The organism is Stenotrophomonas sp. LM091, from assembly GCF_001806305.1.
Classification (GTDB): Bacteria; Pseudomonadota; Gammaproteobacteria; order Xanthomonadales; family Xanthomonadaceae; genus Stenotrophomonas; species Stenotrophomonas bentonitica_A.
Genome location: NZ_CP017483.1, coordinates 1,766,206 through 1,782,050 on the forward strand (window position 1 = coordinate 1,766,206; position 15,845 = coordinate 1,782,050).

The 15,845-nt window shown below is 67.1% G+C and carries 14 protein-coding genes; 8 read left to right on the plus strand and 6 right to left on the minus strand.

Annotated features, from left to right (window positions below; all coding sequences use genetic code 11):
- The first annotated feature begins 11 nt into the window (after window positions 1–11).
- Both accB and accC read left to right on the plus strand, forming a co-directional pair.
- Window positions 12–500 (plus strand): acetyl-CoA carboxylase biotin carboxyl carrier protein, encoded by a 489-nt coding sequence (gene accB / locus BIZ42_RS07750; RefSeq protein ID WP_019183531.1) that lies wholly within the window; start codon window positions 12–14, stop codon window positions 498–500.
- A 10-nt stretch (window positions 501–510) separates the two neighbouring features.
- Entirely contained in the window at window positions 511–1,878 is a 1,368-nt protein-coding gene (gene accC / locus BIZ42_RS07755; RefSeq protein WP_019183530.1) for an acetyl-CoA carboxylase biotin carboxylase subunit, read from the plus strand.
- A gap of 173 nt (window positions 1,879–2,051) precedes the next feature.
- On the opposite strand, the gene BIZ42_RS07760 is transcribed toward accC, so the two are convergent.
- Together BIZ42_RS07760 and BIZ42_RS07765 are read right to left on the minus strand one after the other, a co-directional pair.
- Window positions 2,052–2,426: a hypothetical protein gene (locus BIZ42_RS07760; protein ID WP_070426077.1), complete on the minus strand. Its 375-nt coding sequence runs from the start codon at window positions 2,424–2,426 to the stop codon at window positions 2,052–2,054.
- Entirely contained in the window at window positions 2,423–3,385 is a 963-nt protein-coding gene (locus BIZ42_RS07765) for a hypothetical protein (RefSeq protein WP_070426078.1), read from the minus strand. The genes BIZ42_RS07760 and BIZ42_RS07765 overlap by 4 nt, the downstream gene beginning before the upstream one ends.
- 188 nt (window positions 3,386–3,573) lie before the next feature.
- Here BIZ42_RS07765 and prmA point away from each other — a divergent pair, with 188 nt between their 5' ends.
- The 6 genes from prmA (at window position 3,574) to purD (ending at window position 9,923) form a co-directional block, all read left to right on the plus strand.
- Window positions 3,574–4,494: a 50S ribosomal protein L11 methyltransferase gene (gene prmA, locus BIZ42_RS07770; RefSeq protein WP_019183527.1), complete on the plus strand. Its 921-nt coding sequence runs from the start codon at window positions 3,574–3,576 to the stop codon at window positions 4,492–4,494.
- A 30-nt stretch (window positions 4,495–4,524) separates the two neighbouring features.
- Window positions 4,525–5,442 carry a DUF3426 domain-containing protein gene (locus tag BIZ42_RS07775; protein WP_070426079.1) on the plus strand — a complete coding sequence of 306 codons (918 nt, stop codon included), beginning with the start codon at window positions 4,525–4,527 and terminating at the stop codon, window positions 5,440–5,442.
- A gap of 113 nt (window positions 5,443–5,555) precedes the next feature.
- Window positions 5,556–5,831 carry a DNA-binding transcriptional regulator Fis gene (gene fis / locus BIZ42_RS07780; protein WP_026069829.1) on the plus strand — a complete coding sequence of 92 codons (276 nt, stop codon included), beginning with the start codon at window positions 5,556–5,558 and terminating at the stop codon, window positions 5,829–5,831.
- Between the two features lie 175 nt (window positions 5,832–6,006).
- The gene (gene purH / locus BIZ42_RS07785; protein WP_070426080.1) at window positions 6,007–7,590 is read left to right on the plus strand and encodes a bifunctional phosphoribosylaminoimidazolecarboxamide formyltransferase/IMP cyclohydrolase; all 1,584 of its coding nucleotides are present in this window, start codon (window positions 6,007–6,009) and stop codon (window positions 7,588–7,590) included.
- 17 nt (window positions 7,591–7,607) lie between these two features.
- On the plus strand, window positions 7,608–8,543 hold the full coding sequence (locus BIZ42_RS07790; RefSeq protein ID WP_070426081.1) for a hypothetical protein: 936 nt from the start codon (window positions 7,608–7,610) through the stop codon (window positions 8,541–8,543).
- 93 nt (window positions 8,544–8,636) lie between these two features.
- Window positions 8,637–9,923 carry a phosphoribosylamine--glycine ligase gene (gene purD, locus BIZ42_RS07795; RefSeq protein ID WP_070426082.1) on the plus strand — a complete coding sequence of 429 codons (1,287 nt, stop codon included), beginning with the start codon at window positions 8,637–8,639 and terminating at the stop codon, window positions 9,921–9,923.
- Between the two features lie 64 nt (window positions 9,924–9,987).
- Here the strand turns inward: purD and BIZ42_RS07800 are convergent, their stop codons facing one another.
- From BIZ42_RS07800 to BIZ42_RS07815, 4 genes are all read right to left on the minus strand, one after another.
- Window positions 9,988–10,320, minus strand: coding sequence for a DNA-binding transcriptional regulator (locus BIZ42_RS07800; RefSeq protein WP_019183521.1), 333 nt, complete (start codon window positions 10,318–10,320; stop codon window positions 9,988–9,990).
- Entirely contained in the window at window positions 10,304–10,693 is a 390-nt protein-coding gene (locus BIZ42_RS07805) for a type II toxin-antitoxin system RelE/ParE family toxin (RefSeq protein ID WP_083279815.1), read from the minus strand. Before BIZ42_RS07805 ends, BIZ42_RS07800 begins: the two co-directional genes overlap by 17 nt.
- A gap of 152 nt (window positions 10,694–10,845) precedes the next feature.
- Entirely contained in the window at window positions 10,846–11,721 is an 876-nt protein-coding gene (gene rpoH, locus BIZ42_RS07810; RefSeq protein ID WP_019183519.1) for an RNA polymerase sigma factor RpoH, read from the minus strand.
- 446 nt (window positions 11,722–12,167) lie between these two features.
- Window positions 12,168–15,845, minus strand: coding sequence for a TonB-dependent receptor (locus BIZ42_RS07815; RefSeq protein ID WP_237393571.1), 3,678 nt, complete (start codon window positions 15,843–15,845; stop codon window positions 12,168–12,170).

The window sequence follows — 15,845 nt, forward strand, 5'->3', positions numbered from 1 at the left end:
CAGAGGCCCCTATGGATCTCCGCAAAATCAAGAAGCTGATCGACCTGCTGGAAGAGTCGAACCTCGCCGAAATCGAAATCAAGGAAGGCGAAGAGTCCGTGCGCCTGTCGCGCGCGCCCGTCTCCGGCTACGGCATGGTGCAGGCCCAGCCGCAGATGATGATGGCCCCGGCACCGGCCCAGGCCGCTGCCCCGGCGATGCCGATGCAGTCGCCGACCGAAGCCTCCACCGGTGGCACCGCCAAGGCCGGCAACGCCCTGCCGGACGGCCACGTGCTGCGCGCGCCGATGGTGGGCACGTTCTACGCCTCGTCCTCGCCGGACAAGCCGGCCTTCGTGTCGGTCGGCCAGGCCGTCAAGGCCGGTGAAACGCTGGCGATCATCGAAGCGATGAAGATGTTCAACCCGATCGAAGCCGATGTTTCCGGCACCATCGTCGCCATCCTGGGCGAAAACGGCCAGCCGGTCGAATTCGACCAGCCGCTGTTCGTGATCGGCTAAGGATTAGTCCATGCTCGACAAAGTCGTTATTGCCAACCGAGGGGAGATCGCGCTGCGCATCCTGCGCGCGTGCCATACCCTGGGCATCCGCACGGTGGCTGTGCATTCCACGGTCGACCGCAACCTCAAGCACGTGGCCATGGCCGACGAGTCGGTCTGCATCGGTCCGGCACCGTCCTCGGAGAGCTACCTCAACATCCCGGCCCTGATCGCTGCGGCGGAAGTCACCGACGCGCAGGCCATCCACCCGGGGTACGGCTTCCTCTCGGAGAACGCCGACTTCGCCGAGCGCGTGGAAGAATCCGGTTTCATCTTCATCGGCCCCAAGGCCGACACCATCCGCCTGATGGGCGACAAGGTGGAAGCGATCCGCGCGATGAAGGCGGCCGGCGTGCCGTGCGTGCCCGGCTCGGGCGGCCCGCTGACCGACGACATCGTGGCCAACACCAAGATCGCCCGTGAGATCGGCTACCCGGTCATCATCAAGGCCTCCGGTGGCGGTGGCGGTCGTGGCATGCGCGTGGTGCATGCCGAGGCCTCGCTGAAGGCGGCGATCGAGACCACCAAGTCCGAAGCCAAGGCCGCTTTCAGCAACGATCAGGTCTACATGGAGAAGTTCCTGGAGAATCCGCGCCACGTGGAGATCCAGGTGCTTGCCGACGGCCAGGGCAACGCCATCCACCTCGGTGAACGCGACTGCTCCATGCAGCGCCGCCACCAGAAAGTGGTGGAGGAAGCGCCGGCACCGGGCATCACCGCCGAACTGCGCGACGAGATCGGCAAGGTCTGCGTGGAAGCCTGCATCCGTATCGGCTACCGCGGCGCGGGTACCTTCGAGTTCCTGTTCGAAGACGGCCGCTTCTACTTCATCGAAATGAACACCCGCGTGCAGGTGGAGCATCCGGTGACGGAGATGGTGACCGGCATCGACCTGGTCTGCGAGCAGCTGCGCATCGCCGCCGGCCAGAAGCTGAGCATCAAGCAGAGCGACGTGGTGCTGACCGGCCACGCGATCGAATGCCGCATCAACGCCGAAGACGCGGAAACCTTCGTGCCGAGCCCGGGCCAGATCACCGCGTTCCATCCGCCGGGTGGCCCCGGTGTGCGCGTGGATACCCACATCTACAGTGGTTACCGCGTGCCGCCGAACTACGACTCGATGATCGGCAAGCTGATCGTGCACGGCCCGGATCGCGAGACTGCGATCGCGCGCATGCGCGTGGCGCTGAGCGAACTGGTCGTGGACGGCATCAAGACCAACGTCGCGCTGCAGCAGCGCATCATGCGCGACAAGGGCTTCCAGGCCGGTGGACAGAACATCCATTACCTGGAAAAGCGCCTGGCCGAACGCAAGAACAAGTCGATCGCGTTGACCTGATCGCTTGCGCGGGACGCTGGACAACAGAAAGGCGGGGATTTCCCCGCCTTTTTGTTTGCGCGAACCGGGCTGCCATGGCCCGCGATGCCGGTGGCGCCAACCCGGATTTGGTTGACCCGAGCCATGGCGAAGGCACGCTGCGGCCCCGCAGGGCGGGGCCATGCCGCGCGTGCTTACCGCTTGGCGGTATCGGCCGCGGTAACCTGCGAATTCTTCACCGGCTCCACGCCCAGCGACGAGGTCGGATCGACGATCACCATCGTCTCGGTGGAACCATCCGGCCACACCACCTGGAAGGTGCTGCCGGCCGGCAACGAAGCGAACGGCATGCCACTCTGCGCGCGATACACCGCAGCGACCTGACTGGCACCGGCACGACGCACTTCGGCATCGGCCTTGACCGAGGTCAACTGCACCTTGGACAGGCTTCGGTAACGATCATCGTAGGTATCGATCATCACCAGGCCCACTGCTCCGGCCGAGTACGCGACGAACAACGCGACCCAGAACCAGAATTTCGCACCGTGCAGGATTCGACGGTAATTCATCGCCCATTCCTCTGCTTGACCAGCTCTTCGACCAACACGTTCATTTTCCCCGCACCTTGCCGCGATACCGCGGCGTCATACACAAAAGTGGCAAAGTCCTGCCCACCGTTCTGCGAACAGATCCCTCCGTTCGCGCAGAAATTGTTCATCAGCACACTGTCCGGACCGCAGGCCATGCCCAGTTCGCAGGCCGCCAGCCGCCAGGCCAGTTCGCTGAACTGGTCGCCGGCCACCAGGCCGCTCATCGCGCTGTCCCCGCTGGCGCGCTGACCCATGCCTGGCGCGAGCGCCATGAAGGCTTCCGGATCGCGCGAATCCATCACGCGCTCGACCAGGCCGCGACGATAGGCCGGGGCGGTTTCCAGCGGGTGACCTTGGGCGAACAGCGACGCCTCCGCAGCCAGGTTGCCGGCCTTGGCCGCCTCCAGACGCTGGGTCAGGATCAACGGGCGGCCGAGATTATCGCTGCTGACGAAGCCCGCGCAGCGGCGCGACACGCGCTCGCGCGCGGCGACCATCGGTGCCGAGGCGCTCATGCCCATGCCGGTGAGCAGGGTGTTGTCGAGCTGGTAACCGCCCGGGTCCATCGCGTACATGGCGCAGTAGTCGTACACCCGGCTCACCATCCACCCGGCCTCGGCGTTGCCATTGGCGGCCTGGAACTGCAACCGCTGCGCGTAGGCGAACAGGTCGGTGTCGCCTTCGATATCCGCGCGCAGGTCCAGCGGAAGGCCCGAGGCCACCGCGGTGCCGCGCTCGCTGCCGAGCAGACGCCGGGCCAGTTGCCGCGCTTCGGCCGGAACCGCGCTGGTGGCCTCGCCGGCCTGCGGCCCATCCACCTGCGAGGTGGCCGGTTCGGCGTGCAGCACCCGATCGCCCGCGCGATAGCCCACCACCCCCAGCAACGCCAGGGCCGGTACGACCAGCAACCAGGTTTTCAGGGTCGGCACGAGCGCCATGGGCAGGACGTCACAGGCTGTCAGCGGTTGACAGCAGAACGCCAAGTTTAGCAAGCGCCCGCGAGGCTGTCTGAACCGGCTGTCAGGCCAATCTTACCGGCCGGCGAGACGCCCGCGCCGCGCGGCCGCCGGGACCATCGGCCCGCACTGGTCTAACATGCACGGTTTTCCGCCGGTCCCCTGCCCCCATGCCCTTCCTGGAACTCACCCTGCACTGCACCGAAGCCACCCAGCCGCGCTATGAGAATGCGCTGGACGACGTGGGCGCGCTGGCGGTGACCCTGCTTGATGCCGATGCCGACACCAGCAACGAGCGCGCGATCCTGGAGCCGGGCGTGGGCGAGACGCCACTGTGGAACGACCTGGTGCTGACCGCGCTGTTCCCGGGCGACACCAATGCGCTGGCCCTGCTGGCCGCGCTGGACGCCTTCGATCCGGGCCTGGACTGGGCCAATGCCAGCTTCCGCGCCGTGGCCGACGAAGACTGGGAACGCGCCTGGATCGACCAGTTCCAGCCGATGGCCTTCGGCGACCGCACCTGGATCGTGCCGTGGAACCACGACCTGCCGGAGGCCGCGCAGGCCGAGGATGCCGCCGTGGTCCGCCTGGACCCGGGCCTGGCGTTCGGCTCGGGCACCCACCCCACCACCGCGCTGTGCCTGCGTTGGCTGGACGGGCTGGCCACCGAAGGCGCGCTGGCCGGCAACACCGTGCTCGATTTCGGCTGCGGCTCGGGCATCCTCGCCCTGGCGGCGCTGAAGCTGGGGGCTGCCCGCGCGGTGGGCGTGGACAACGACCCGCAGGCGGTGATCGCCACCGGTGACAACGCAGAGCGCAATGGTCTTCAGGACCGGGTGCAGGTCTATCTGCCGGCGGACGAACCGCAGGCCACGTACCCGGTCGTGGTGGCGAACATCCTCGCCTCGGCGCTGGATGCACTGGCCGATGTGCTGGCCGCGCGCGTCGCCCCGGGCGGTCGCATCGCGCTGTCGGGCATCCTGCACGGGCAGGAAGGTGAACTGCTGGAGCGCTATGCCCCGGCCTTCGAGCAGCTGGCCGTGGCACAGGATGGCGACTGGATGCGCATCACCGGCGTCCGCCGTGCTTGAATAGCCCGTCCCCTGCCCGGTCCCGTGCCCATGTCCGAGCCTCCGATGCCGCCGCGACGCCCGCTCGCCACGTTCCTGCGTCCGTCTGCGCCGGCCCCGGCCGAACCGGCGGATCGTCCGGCCGCACCCGATGACACGCCGCCTGCGCCGTCGATGACGTCCGTGGGCGATCGCATCGCGCCGCTGGCGGTGGAACAGGTGATCGATGCACAGCCGCTGCATGCGCCGCAGCCGTCCGCGCCGGCACCTGGCATCGGGGTCGACTCCGACACTGATGCCGCACGCCGGTTCGTCGCCGACGCGGCGCCCGCAGCCGCGCCGGTCGGGCAGGCGCCAGCGCCATCGCCATCGCCTTCGACAGCGCTGCCCGATGACGGGCGCGCCCCGGGCGGGGACGCACGCACCCCGGCCACGGCTGCCCTGCCGCCAGCCGACGCGATCACCACGCCGAGTTTCCTGCGCCGGCCCGGTGCGCGCCTGCGCACGCCACGCTGGCAGTGGGGCATGGTTGCCGGGCTGGCCGCGCTGCTGCTGGTGCAGATCGCGGTGGCCGACCGCGCCCGGCTGGCTGCCGATGCCGGCACGCGGCCCTGGATTGCCGGGCTGTGCAGCGTGCTGCGCTGCGCCTTGCCGGCCTGGCGCGAGCCGACCGCTTTCAGCATGCTCAGCCGCGATGTACGCCCCGTTGCCGGCGTGGCCGGCGCGCTGCAGGTGCAGGCGAGCATCCGCAACGATGCGCGCTGGGCCCAGGCCTGGCCGTCGCTGCGGCTGTCCCTGTCCGATGCCGATGGCCGCGTGATCGGCACCAATGTGTTCGCGCCGGCCGACTATCTGGATCGCGCGACGGACCCGGCCGCCACGCTGGAACCGGGCCAGAGCGCACAGATCGCCTTCCGGGTGCGGGAGCCTGCGGCGTCTACGGTCGCATTCACCTTTGAGTTCCTCTGAGGCACCGCCGGGCTGCCAGAGCGTGGCAGGCGGCCGACGCACGCGCTAGACTGACCCCATCATCATTCCGCCGTGGGCTGTTGTCCGCCCCGGCTCTTGCACCGGGAAACTCCTTGAACGCTGTCCTTTCTCGTCCTGACAACAGTCGTGGCGCGCCCAAGCCACCCCTGCGCGAACACGTGGCCCAGTCGGTCAGGCGCTACCTGCGGGACCTGGATGGCTGCGATGCGGACGATGTCTACGAGATCGTGCTGCGCGAGATGGAGATCCCGCTGTTCGTGGAAGTGCTCAACCATTGCGAAGGCAACCAGAGCCGCGCTGCTTCGATGCTCGGCATCCACCGCGCCACCCTGCGCAAGAAGCTGAAGGAATACGGCATCACCACCTGATGCCGGGCCGGGCGCGCGCGTCGTGCCCGAGGGAAAGAAGGCCGGATCGAGCACGCCTCGGTACCGGCCTTCGTCGTTTCAGGGGCCCAACGGCCGTCGTGGTGACCACCAACGCGGCCATGCCAGCGCCACTGGCCTACAATATGGCCCCGCTCCGCTTCGATCTCCTGCCCCCATGAGTTCCGATCTGCTGCCCGTGCGCCGGGCCCTGCTGTCCGTTTCCGACAAAACCGGTCTGATCGACCTGGCCCGCGCCCTCGCCGCGCGCAACGTGGAGCTGCTCTCCACCGGCGGGACCGCCAAGGCGATCCGCGAGGCCGGCCTGGCAGTGAAAGATGTCGCCGACGTCACCGGCTTCCCGGAAATGATGGATGGCCGGGTCAAGACCCTGCACCCGATGGTGCACGGCGGCCTGCTCGGCCGCGCCGGGCTGGATGACGCCGTCATGGCCGAACACGGCATCGGCGCGATCGATCTGCTGGTGCTGAACCTGTATCCGTTCGAGTCGGTCACCGCCAAGGCGGACTGCACCCTCGAAGACGCCGTGGAGAACATCGACATCGGTGGCCCGGCGATGCTGCGTTCGGCCGCGAAGAATTTCGCCCGCGTGGCGGTGGCGACCGATCCGTCGCAGTACGCCGAACTGCTGGCCGAACTGGACGCCAACGACGGCAAGCTGTCGGCCGCCAAGCGCTTCGCCTTCTCGGTCGCCGCGTTCAACCGCGTGGCCCAGTACGACGCGGCGATCAGCAACTACCTCTCGGCCGTGACCACCACCGACACCGCCGTGCCCGTGCGCGCGGAGTTCCCGGCCCAGTTGAATTCGAACTTCGTGAAGGTGATGGATCTGCGCTACGGCGAGAACCCGCACCAGAGCGGCGCGTTCTATCGCGACCTGTACCCGGTGCCGGGCACGCTGGCCACCTTCCAGCAGCTGCAGGGCAAGGAACTGAGCTACAACAACCTGGCCGACGCCGATGCCGCGTGGGAATGCGTGCGTCAGTTCGACGTGCCGGCCTGCGTGATCGTCAAGCACGCCAACCCGTGCGGCGTGGCCGTGGGCGCCGGCAACGGCGATGCCTACGAGCTGGCCTATGCGACCGACCCGACCAGTGCCTTCGGCGGCATCATCGCCTTCAACCAGCCGCTGGACGCGGCCACCGCCAAGGTGATCCTGGACCGCCAGTTCGTCGAAGTACTGATCGCTCCGGATTACGAGCCGGCCGCGCTGGAATACGCGACCAGAAAGGCCAACGTGCGCGTGCTGCGCATTCCGCATGGCGAAGGCCTCAACAACTACGACACCAAGCGGATTGGTTCTGGCCTGCTGATGCAGAGTGCCGACAACCGCGGCATGAGCCGCGACGAACTGACCGTGGTGAGCAAGCTGGCGCCGACCGAGAAGCAGTTCGCCGATCTGCTGTTCGCCTGGAAGGTCGCCAAGTTCGTCAAGTCCAACGCGATCGTCTACGCCAAGGACAACCGCACCATCGGTGTCGGCGCCGGCCAGATGAGCCGCGTGTACTCGGCGCGCATCGCCGGCATCAAGGCCGCCGATGCGAACCTGGTGGTGGAAGGCTCGGTGATGGCCTCCGATGCGTTCTTCCCGTTCCGCGATGGCATCGATGCCGCCGCTGCCGCCGGCATCAAGGCGGTGATCCAGCCGGGTGGCTCGATGCGCGACAACGAAGTGATCGCCGCCGCCGACGAGCATGGCCTGGCGATGGTGTTCACCGGCGTCCGTCACTTCCGTCACTGATGGTGGCATCGACACGGATGTCGTCCTCGCGCCGCAATCGCCTCGCAGCGGTGGTCATGGCCACTGCTGCGGGGCTGCTGGGGTGCACGCCTGCCAGTGAACCGGGGGCGTCTTCCGAGCCCGCCAAACCGCACCGTGTGCTCGACACCACGGCGCAGCCAGAAGACACGATCCGCGTCAGGGGCGATCACACCCAGCGCCTGCAGGCCTTCCTGCGCCTGCGCTATGGCGACAAGGCCGCACTGGATGCACCGTGGAAGGATGCGTGGGAGGACACCGAGGTGGAGGCACTTCGCCCGGTCACCCGCCGTGTGTGCGCGCGTGACACGGCCACGGCCGACGGTCAGGAACAGACCCTGCTGGCGGTGTGCCAGACTCTGGACGATGCCGCCACGGTCGAGCCGGGCCGGGTCGATCTGTACGTGCTGCGCGTGGGTACGGACGAGGAAGGAACCAACCGGGGCGGCTTCTTCGCGCAGCTGCCCGCCGATGATCCGCTGCTGGTCATGGCCCAGCGCCTGCAGGGGCAGTACGGGCGCCACGGTTCACCCGGCACGGTCCAGATCGCGCAGCTCGGCCCGCAGCGCCGCGCGTTCCAGATCACCCATGAGGAACACCGGCGCGGCCATCGGCGCGTCTGGCGCAGCTACATCGCCGAACACAACCATCGCCTGCGCGATGTCGCCCGGTACCGCGATCACCTCGACAACCTTGCCCTGCACGGCTGTGACGGCAATCCGGCCGACTGCGGCGAGGGCGTGTTCGCGGTCGACTTCAACACGACCGTGGGCGACAGCAACGCCGTGGAGGGCTACTGGCCGCTGACGGTGCGTGCCAGCGGCCACGACTGCACGGGACCTGCGACCGGGTTCTACCATCTCATCTTCGATGCGCGGCAGCGCGCCTATCCGGTGCCGGACGACCTGCAGCGCGACGGCTGCGCTGACAGCTGAGGCCGTGGGTTGCCACGGCAGCCGACCGCCCGAATGCACCCGCCGCCCGCACCGCGTAAAATCACGTTCCTGCCCTCTTACGCGAGAACTGCATTGAAGATCCTGGTCATCGGCGCTGGCGGCCGTGAACACGCCCTGGCCTGGAAGCTGGCCCAGTCCGCGAAGGTCCGCGAGGTCATCGTCGCCCCCGGCAATGCAGGCACCGCGACCGAACCCAAGTGCCGCAACGTGGACGTCAAGGTCAACGACCTGGACGGCCTGCTGGCACTGGTCGGTACCGAAGGCATCGGCCTGACCGTGGTCGGCCCGGAAGTGCCGCTGGTGGCCGGTGTGGTCGATCGCTTCCGCGCCGCCGGCCACCGCATCTTCGGGCCCACCGCCGCCGCCGCGCAGCTGGAAGGCAGCAAGGCGTATGCGAAGGACTTCCTGGCCCGCCACAAGATCCCGACCGCGTTCTACGCCGTGCACACCGAGGTCGAGCCGGCGCTGGCCTACCTGCGCGAGAAGGGCGCCCCGATCGTGGTCAAGGCCGATGGCCTGGCCGCCGGCAAGGGCGTGATCGTGGCGATGACGCTGGCCGAGGCCGAGGACGCGGTGCGCGACATGCTCTCCGGCAATGCGTTCGGTGATGCCGGCGCCCGCGTGGTGATCGAAGAATTCCTGGACGGCGAAGAAGCCAGCTTCATCTCGATGGTGGACGGCAGGACCGCGCTGCCGATGGCGACCTCGCAGGACCACAAGCGCGTCGGCGACGGCGACACCGGCCCCAACACCGGCGGCATGGGCGCGTACTCGCCAGCCCCGGTGGTGACCGATGAAGTACATGCGCGCGTGATGCGTGAGGTGGTCAACCCGACCGTGCAGGGCATGCTCGCCGACGGCATTCCGTTCACCGGCTTCCTTTATGCGGGCCTGATGATCGATGCCAGCGGCGCGCCGAAGGTGATCGAATTCAACGTGCGCTTTGGCGATCCCGAAACCCAGCCGGTGATGCTGCGCCTGCAGTCGGATCTGGTGGATCTGGTCGAAGCGGCGATCGACGAGCGCCTGGATACCGTGGAGGCGCAGTGGGACCCGCGCCCGTCGCTGGGCGTGGTGATGGCGGCCTCGCCGTATCCGGAGACGCCGATCACCGGTGACGTGATCCACGGCCTGGACGCTGTCGCCGCGACGGCCAAGGTGTTCCATGCCGGCACCACGCTGGACGCGCAGGGCCAGGTGCTCAGTGCCGGCGGACGCGTGCTGTGCGTGGCTGCACTGGGCGGCACGGTGGGCGAAGCACAGCGCAACGCCTACGCCGGCGTCGGTGCCATCCACTGGGCCCATGAGTTCCACCGCGGTGATATCGGCTGGCGGGCGATCGCGCGCGAGCGGGGCTGAGGCGGGTCAAGGGCAGCGACGGCTGCCGTACAGCGCAACGGCCCGGCATTGCCGGGCCGTTGTTCTAGAGGACGGCGTCGAGGCCTTTCCGGTCGATCAGGTTCAACAGTTTCAGCGATGGCCCACTGGGCTTCTTGTCGCCCTGCTCCCAACTGCGCACCGTTGAAACGCTGGTGTTGAGAACGCCTGCGAATACCGGCTGGCTGAGCGCAAGCGACGTGCGAAGTGCACGAATCTGGGCGCTGCTGTATGCGGGCACCGGCTCCAGGCACAAGGCGTCGTAGCAGCTCAATCGACGCCTATCGATGACCCCATGCGCGTGCAGGTGCACGGCAGCATCGTGCACGGCCTCCAGAAGTCGGCTCTTCGCGCGCCCGCGTTCAGAGGTCTTTGTCATGACAGATCTCCTGCAGGTCGCCGCATTTCACGGCGTGATCCAACTGTGTCAAGCTCATTCCCAGAAATTCCGAGGCATACAACTGGAGCGCATCCTGTTCCGTAGCGCTGATTGTCGCGCGCTCGTTCTTCTCATAGCCAAACAGGAAGAACCAACTGGTGCCCACCGGGGCCGCGATGATGGTCCGGACACTCCCGCGCTTACCACGACCAGGCAACCGCACCCGCTTCTTGAAGATGCCACCGCCCAGGTCAGCATCCACCAGGCCTCGACGCATCTCATCGACCGCGCGGCACAGGGCCTCGGCGGTGAGCGCAGACCTTCGCAGGCTGCGGTTGAAGCTCCGGGTGCGGAAGACACGTTGCATGATCATACCGTGCCACTGAGTGGTACGGCGTGAACATCAGCACGTGGCGTGCCCGGCTGTCGGAAAGATCAGTGGGCAAACACGGGTGCAGCGCTGCCAGAACAGAAAAGGCCCGGCATCACGCCGGGCCTTTTCGCGTGACCACGCCAGTCACTGCATCACGCAGTAAACAGCGCCTTCATCTTCTTCAGGGCATTCGCTTCGACCTGGCGGATGCGTTCGGCGGACACGCCGTACTCATCGGCCAGCTCCTGCAGCGTCACCTTGCTGTCCGCGTCCAACCAGCGACGGCGGATGATGTCGCGCGAACGCGCATCCAGCTCGGCCATGCCTTCGCGCAGCAGCTGCAACTGATTGTCTTCACTGTCCATCCGCTCATACGCCATCGAAGGATCTTCTTCGTTGGCGCGCAGATAGGCAGCCGGCGACGGCGGTGCATGATCGTCATCGTCATCGCTGGAGAGATCGAAACCGATATCGCGACCCGACAGGCGCGACTCCATCTCGAGCACTTCGCGCTCGGACACGTTCAGGTCCTTGGCCACCGCGCTGACCTCGGCCGCGTTCATCCAGCCCAGGCGGGTCTTGGACTTGCGCAGGTTGAAGAACAGCTTGCGCTGCGCCTTGGTCGTGGCGACCTTGACGATGCGCCAGTTCTTGAGGATGAACTCGTGCATTTCCGCACGGATCCAATGCACCGCGAACGACACCAGGCGAACGCCCATGTCCGGGTCGAAGCGCTTCACGGCCTTCATCAGGCCGATGTTGCCTTCCTGGATCAGGTCGCCCAGCGCCAGGCCGTAGCCGTTGTAGCCACGGGCGACGTGCACCACGAAGCGAAGGTGGGAATGGACCAGCTCGCGCGCGGCGTCCAGATCCAGCTCGTCGCGGAAGCGGCGGGCCAGGTCCTGCTCGTCATCGACCGACAGCACCGGGATCTGGTGCACGGCACCGATGTAGGCGTCCAGCGAACCGAGCGCACTGGGAATCGGGAGATTGTTTGCCACAAGGGCAGTAGAGGTGTTCTGGCTCATAGCACTCATCTTAGCAGTCCCGGAATTGGACTGCTAAAGGGGAAAGAAGTTCCAGCGTTCTGTTGATGGGATGCTGGTACAGATTGCACGTCTAACGTACCGCGAAATGATGACAGTGGCGAGAGGCCGGAAACAACCCATCAACTCCCATGAAATCAACAAGATAGAGGGATGAATTGGGGGCTGGCGCGTGTTTTCTGGCTGAACGGGCTGCCGGAAGCGCCCATTCAGGCCGGAAAGGTTGTCGGCAGTTCAGCCAGGCATGGCCTGGCTCTACCCCCTGCGCCCCCTCCCCCCACGAAGCCAACCGCCAACACCGCGGTCCCCGGTAGTGCCACGCCATGCGTGGCAGCCCGAACTCACCGGAGCCCATTCCACCCCATGCGTGGCAGGCCCAAGCCCACCGAAGCCGTAATCCACGCCATGCGTGGCAGGCCTGACCGACGCTAGTAATACCCGGCCATGTTCAGGAAGAACCCCTTCTGGTCGTACTTCAGCTCGGTCATGTCATCGCTGAACTCGGTGAAGTTGTAGCCCACCCCGACCTTGAAGTTCTCCCCGACCCGGCGGTCCACGCCCACCAGCCAGCCCTTGCGCACGCCGCCGTCGCGCACCTTCAGCCAGCGGTGCTCGGCCAGGCCTTCCCAGTGGGCGAACAGGCGATAACGCAGCTGCAGCGCGGCGAAGTCGGCACGGCTGTCCAGCCAGGCCCCTTCCCCACGGCCGGTGCGGTAGTCGCCCCAGCGCGAGGCCAGCTTGCCGGCCACTTCCCAGCGTGCGCCCAGCTGGCGGATGCCTTCCAGCGAGAGAATCTGCGAGCGCTGGTCGTACAGGTTGCCACCCTCCTGCCCGAGCGAGGCGACATCGTAGAGATAGGTGAACTTGCCGAAGCCGGCCCAGCGCGTGTTGTCATGCGGGCGCCAGGCAAAGCCCATGTTGGTCTCCACCAGTTTGGCATCGGCCAGGCGGTCGATGCGGTCTTCGGTATCGGCATAGTTGGCGCGTAGCGCGAAGCGCCAGTCTTCGTTGAGCTTGTACAGCAGGCGGTTGGTGGTCACCCACTGCTCGCGCTGCTCGGCGCCGCTGTCACGGCGGTACTCCAGCTTGCTGTTCCACTGCGCCACCGCATCGGTGCGCCCGCCACTGACGCTGTAGGCACGGCGGTCGACGCGGCCGACGGTGGAATCCAGCTCGCCATCCATGATCGTGAAGCCCAGGTTCCAGCCCTGTGCGGGATAGAAATCCATGCCGAAGGTATGCACGATGCCGGCGCTGTCCTGGCGACGGTCCTTCAGATACTGGCTCTCGTTGTAGACGTTGACCTGGTTGCTCAACCGCCAGCGCTGGCCCAGCGTCCAGCCGCTCTGCAGGCCGGTATCGAACAAGGGATCGGTGCCGGTGCGGTCGGTGCTGTAGCTGTAACTGCCGTACAGGCTGTGGTCGGGCGCCATGCGGTACTCGCCATCCACCTTGGCACCATGGCCACGGCTGCCACCGCTGACTTCCGCACCAACACTGCTGCGGTCGCCGAACAGATACCGCGCGCCGAGGGTGAGCAGGTCGTTCTTCTCGTACGCGCCGCCATCGTCATCCAGGGTCACCTGCCCGGTGCCGTACAGCTCCCATGACGATCCGAAGCGCTGGCGGTACCCGATCGCGGCCAGCAGTGCGTCCACGCTCTGCAGTTCCTGTTCTTCGCGCACGCGGCGTAGTTCGCCGGTCAGCTGGCCGTCGTTGCCCAGCCGCCACTCGGCGGTCAGCTGGCTCTGCTCCAACGCCAACTCGCCCTGCTCGGTGCGGGTGTGGCGGCCGTACAGACTGAAATCATCGGTGAGGTAGCCAAGGAACTCGGCACCGTATTCCTGCATCGGCAGGCCGGTGTCCTGGCGCGCGACCGAGAAGCCGGCATCCACATCGCGCCACCAGGCACCCAGGCTCCAGTCCTGCGTGGTCCAGCCCAGCTCGCGCAGGTTGGCCCGCGCTTCCACCGCGATGGCGGTGCCCGAGCGCCGGCCTTCGTACGGGTTGCGGCGGATGAAGCTCAGGCCGCCGTTGTCCGAATAGAACACCGGGGCGGCGGTGGCTTCAGTGCGGGTCTGCTCCATCTTCAGGTAGGTGCCACGCCCGGCCTGCAGGGTGAGGTCGGCGCCTTTGAGGCTGTAGTTCTCGCCACTGCGGTTCTCGTCGATCCAGGTACCGCCGATCGCCACGTGGTCGCCGAGCCACTGGCGGCCACGCGCACCGTAGGTCACGTCGTCGCTGCTGAAGCCAAGCGGCACGTATTCGTAGTCCACCAGCAGCAACTGGTCGTAGCCATCGAGCGGCATGTCGCGGGTGATGCTGCGCACGTTCTCGCGGGTGAGCTGGGCCAGCGGACGGGTCAGGATCAGGCGCCCCTGAAGATTGTCGATCTCGTAGTCCACGCCTTCCTGCAGGGTGGCGCGCGTTTCGGTGCGGCCGGTGGTGCGATCGCGCACTTCCAGCACGACCTGCTCCGAGCCGGGCAGCACATCGGTGTGGCGCAGGTAGTACAGGCTGCCGCCGGTGCCGAGGAATTCACTGTGGCCCGGCGCGGACTGCGCCTCCGAGCCGAATACCTTCACCTGCGAGCGCGCCTCGCCCAGCGGCGTGGCCTCCAGCGAGCGCCAGTTCAATGCACCGCCGTACAGCGAGCGGACGTACTGGCCGTACTCGGTGCCGGTGATGCCGGTGGCGTAGTTGCCCCACACGGCCTGGCTCTGGTCCCAGTCCACGCGCAGGTACAAGCGCCCCTGCGTATCCACGTCGCGGTAGGTGGTGGAGTCATCGCCATACACCGGGTAGTACAGATCCGGGTCGAGGCGACGGAACACATCCTGTGCGTCGGCCTGGGTGAAATCGCGGAACAGATACTTCAGCTCACGGTCCTGGGTGTCGGCCTGCGCAGTCACCAGGTATTTGCCGCGCAGCTTGCCCTTCAGATAGAACGCCAGCCGGCCCTCGCTGAGGAAACTGTCGTCGTCACGATCATCGGCGGCGAGCGGCTGCAGATTGCCGCTGGCGCTGTTCCTGGAGACGGTGACATCGGCAATGGCGACCAGGAACAGGTAGCGACCGGTGACATCCACATCCAGCTGCCGCTGTGCGGAGGGCGCATCACGGGATTCGACACTGACGTCGTACCGATGCTCGCCAACCGGCTCGAGGAACTCGGCCGCGAACTTCTGCTCCAGATCGACCGGGAAGTCCTGGCCGTTGATGCGCACGCGGCTGTTGGGCTCCAGGTTGCGGCCGTACAGACGCACGCGCGAGCCGTGGATGGGAATGTTCTGCAGGCGCAGCATGCTCTGCCCGTAGATGCTGTTGCTCAGCTGCAGGTCCTGCGCACTGTCGCCATCGAGTGCCTGGCCCAACGTCTTCTGCACGTTCTCGCGGGTGACCTGCAGGCCACGGTCGAAATCGGCCGGGGTGACCAGCTGGATGCGCTGCAGGCGCGTTTCATCGAAGGCGCCGCCGGCGCCGTACGCACGTGCGACGTAGATCAGCTCATCGCCGGTGCGCAGCTTGATCTGCGCTGGCAGCTCACCGCTCCATTCGGCGTCGCCAACGTAGTCGGCCGGCAGCTCGATGCGGGCCAGCGGCGTGACCAGATCGGTATCGGTACCGCGATACAGCGTTACCTCCAGTTTCTGGATGAACGAGGCGTAGTTGTTGTAACTGTGGAACCGCAGCGGGCGGATCACCCGGCCATTTTCGAACGGCACGGTGGCCGCGGCCTGCACGCTCAGGCTGGGCGGCACCATGGTCGGGTCTTCGGTGGCCCACACCACGCCACCGTTGGGCAGCTCGGCCATGAACTGGCCACCGCGCGCGGCGACATCCGGCGTGACGGCCGGCGACATCGGCACGACGTCGGTCCCCACCGGCCCGGCGCGGCCCGGCAGCGGAAGCGCATCGGCGCTGTCATCGCGGATGCGCAGCAGCAGGCCGTCATCGTTGCGGCAGCTGTCGGCCTCACAGCGGATCGGTGCGGGTGACGGTGCCGGTCCGGCCTGCTGGGCGGCGGCCGGCAGTGCGGCCAGCAGCAATGCGCTGGCCAGGCCGAGGGAAAGGCGGCGGGAGATCGGGCTCAGGGTCATGTCCAT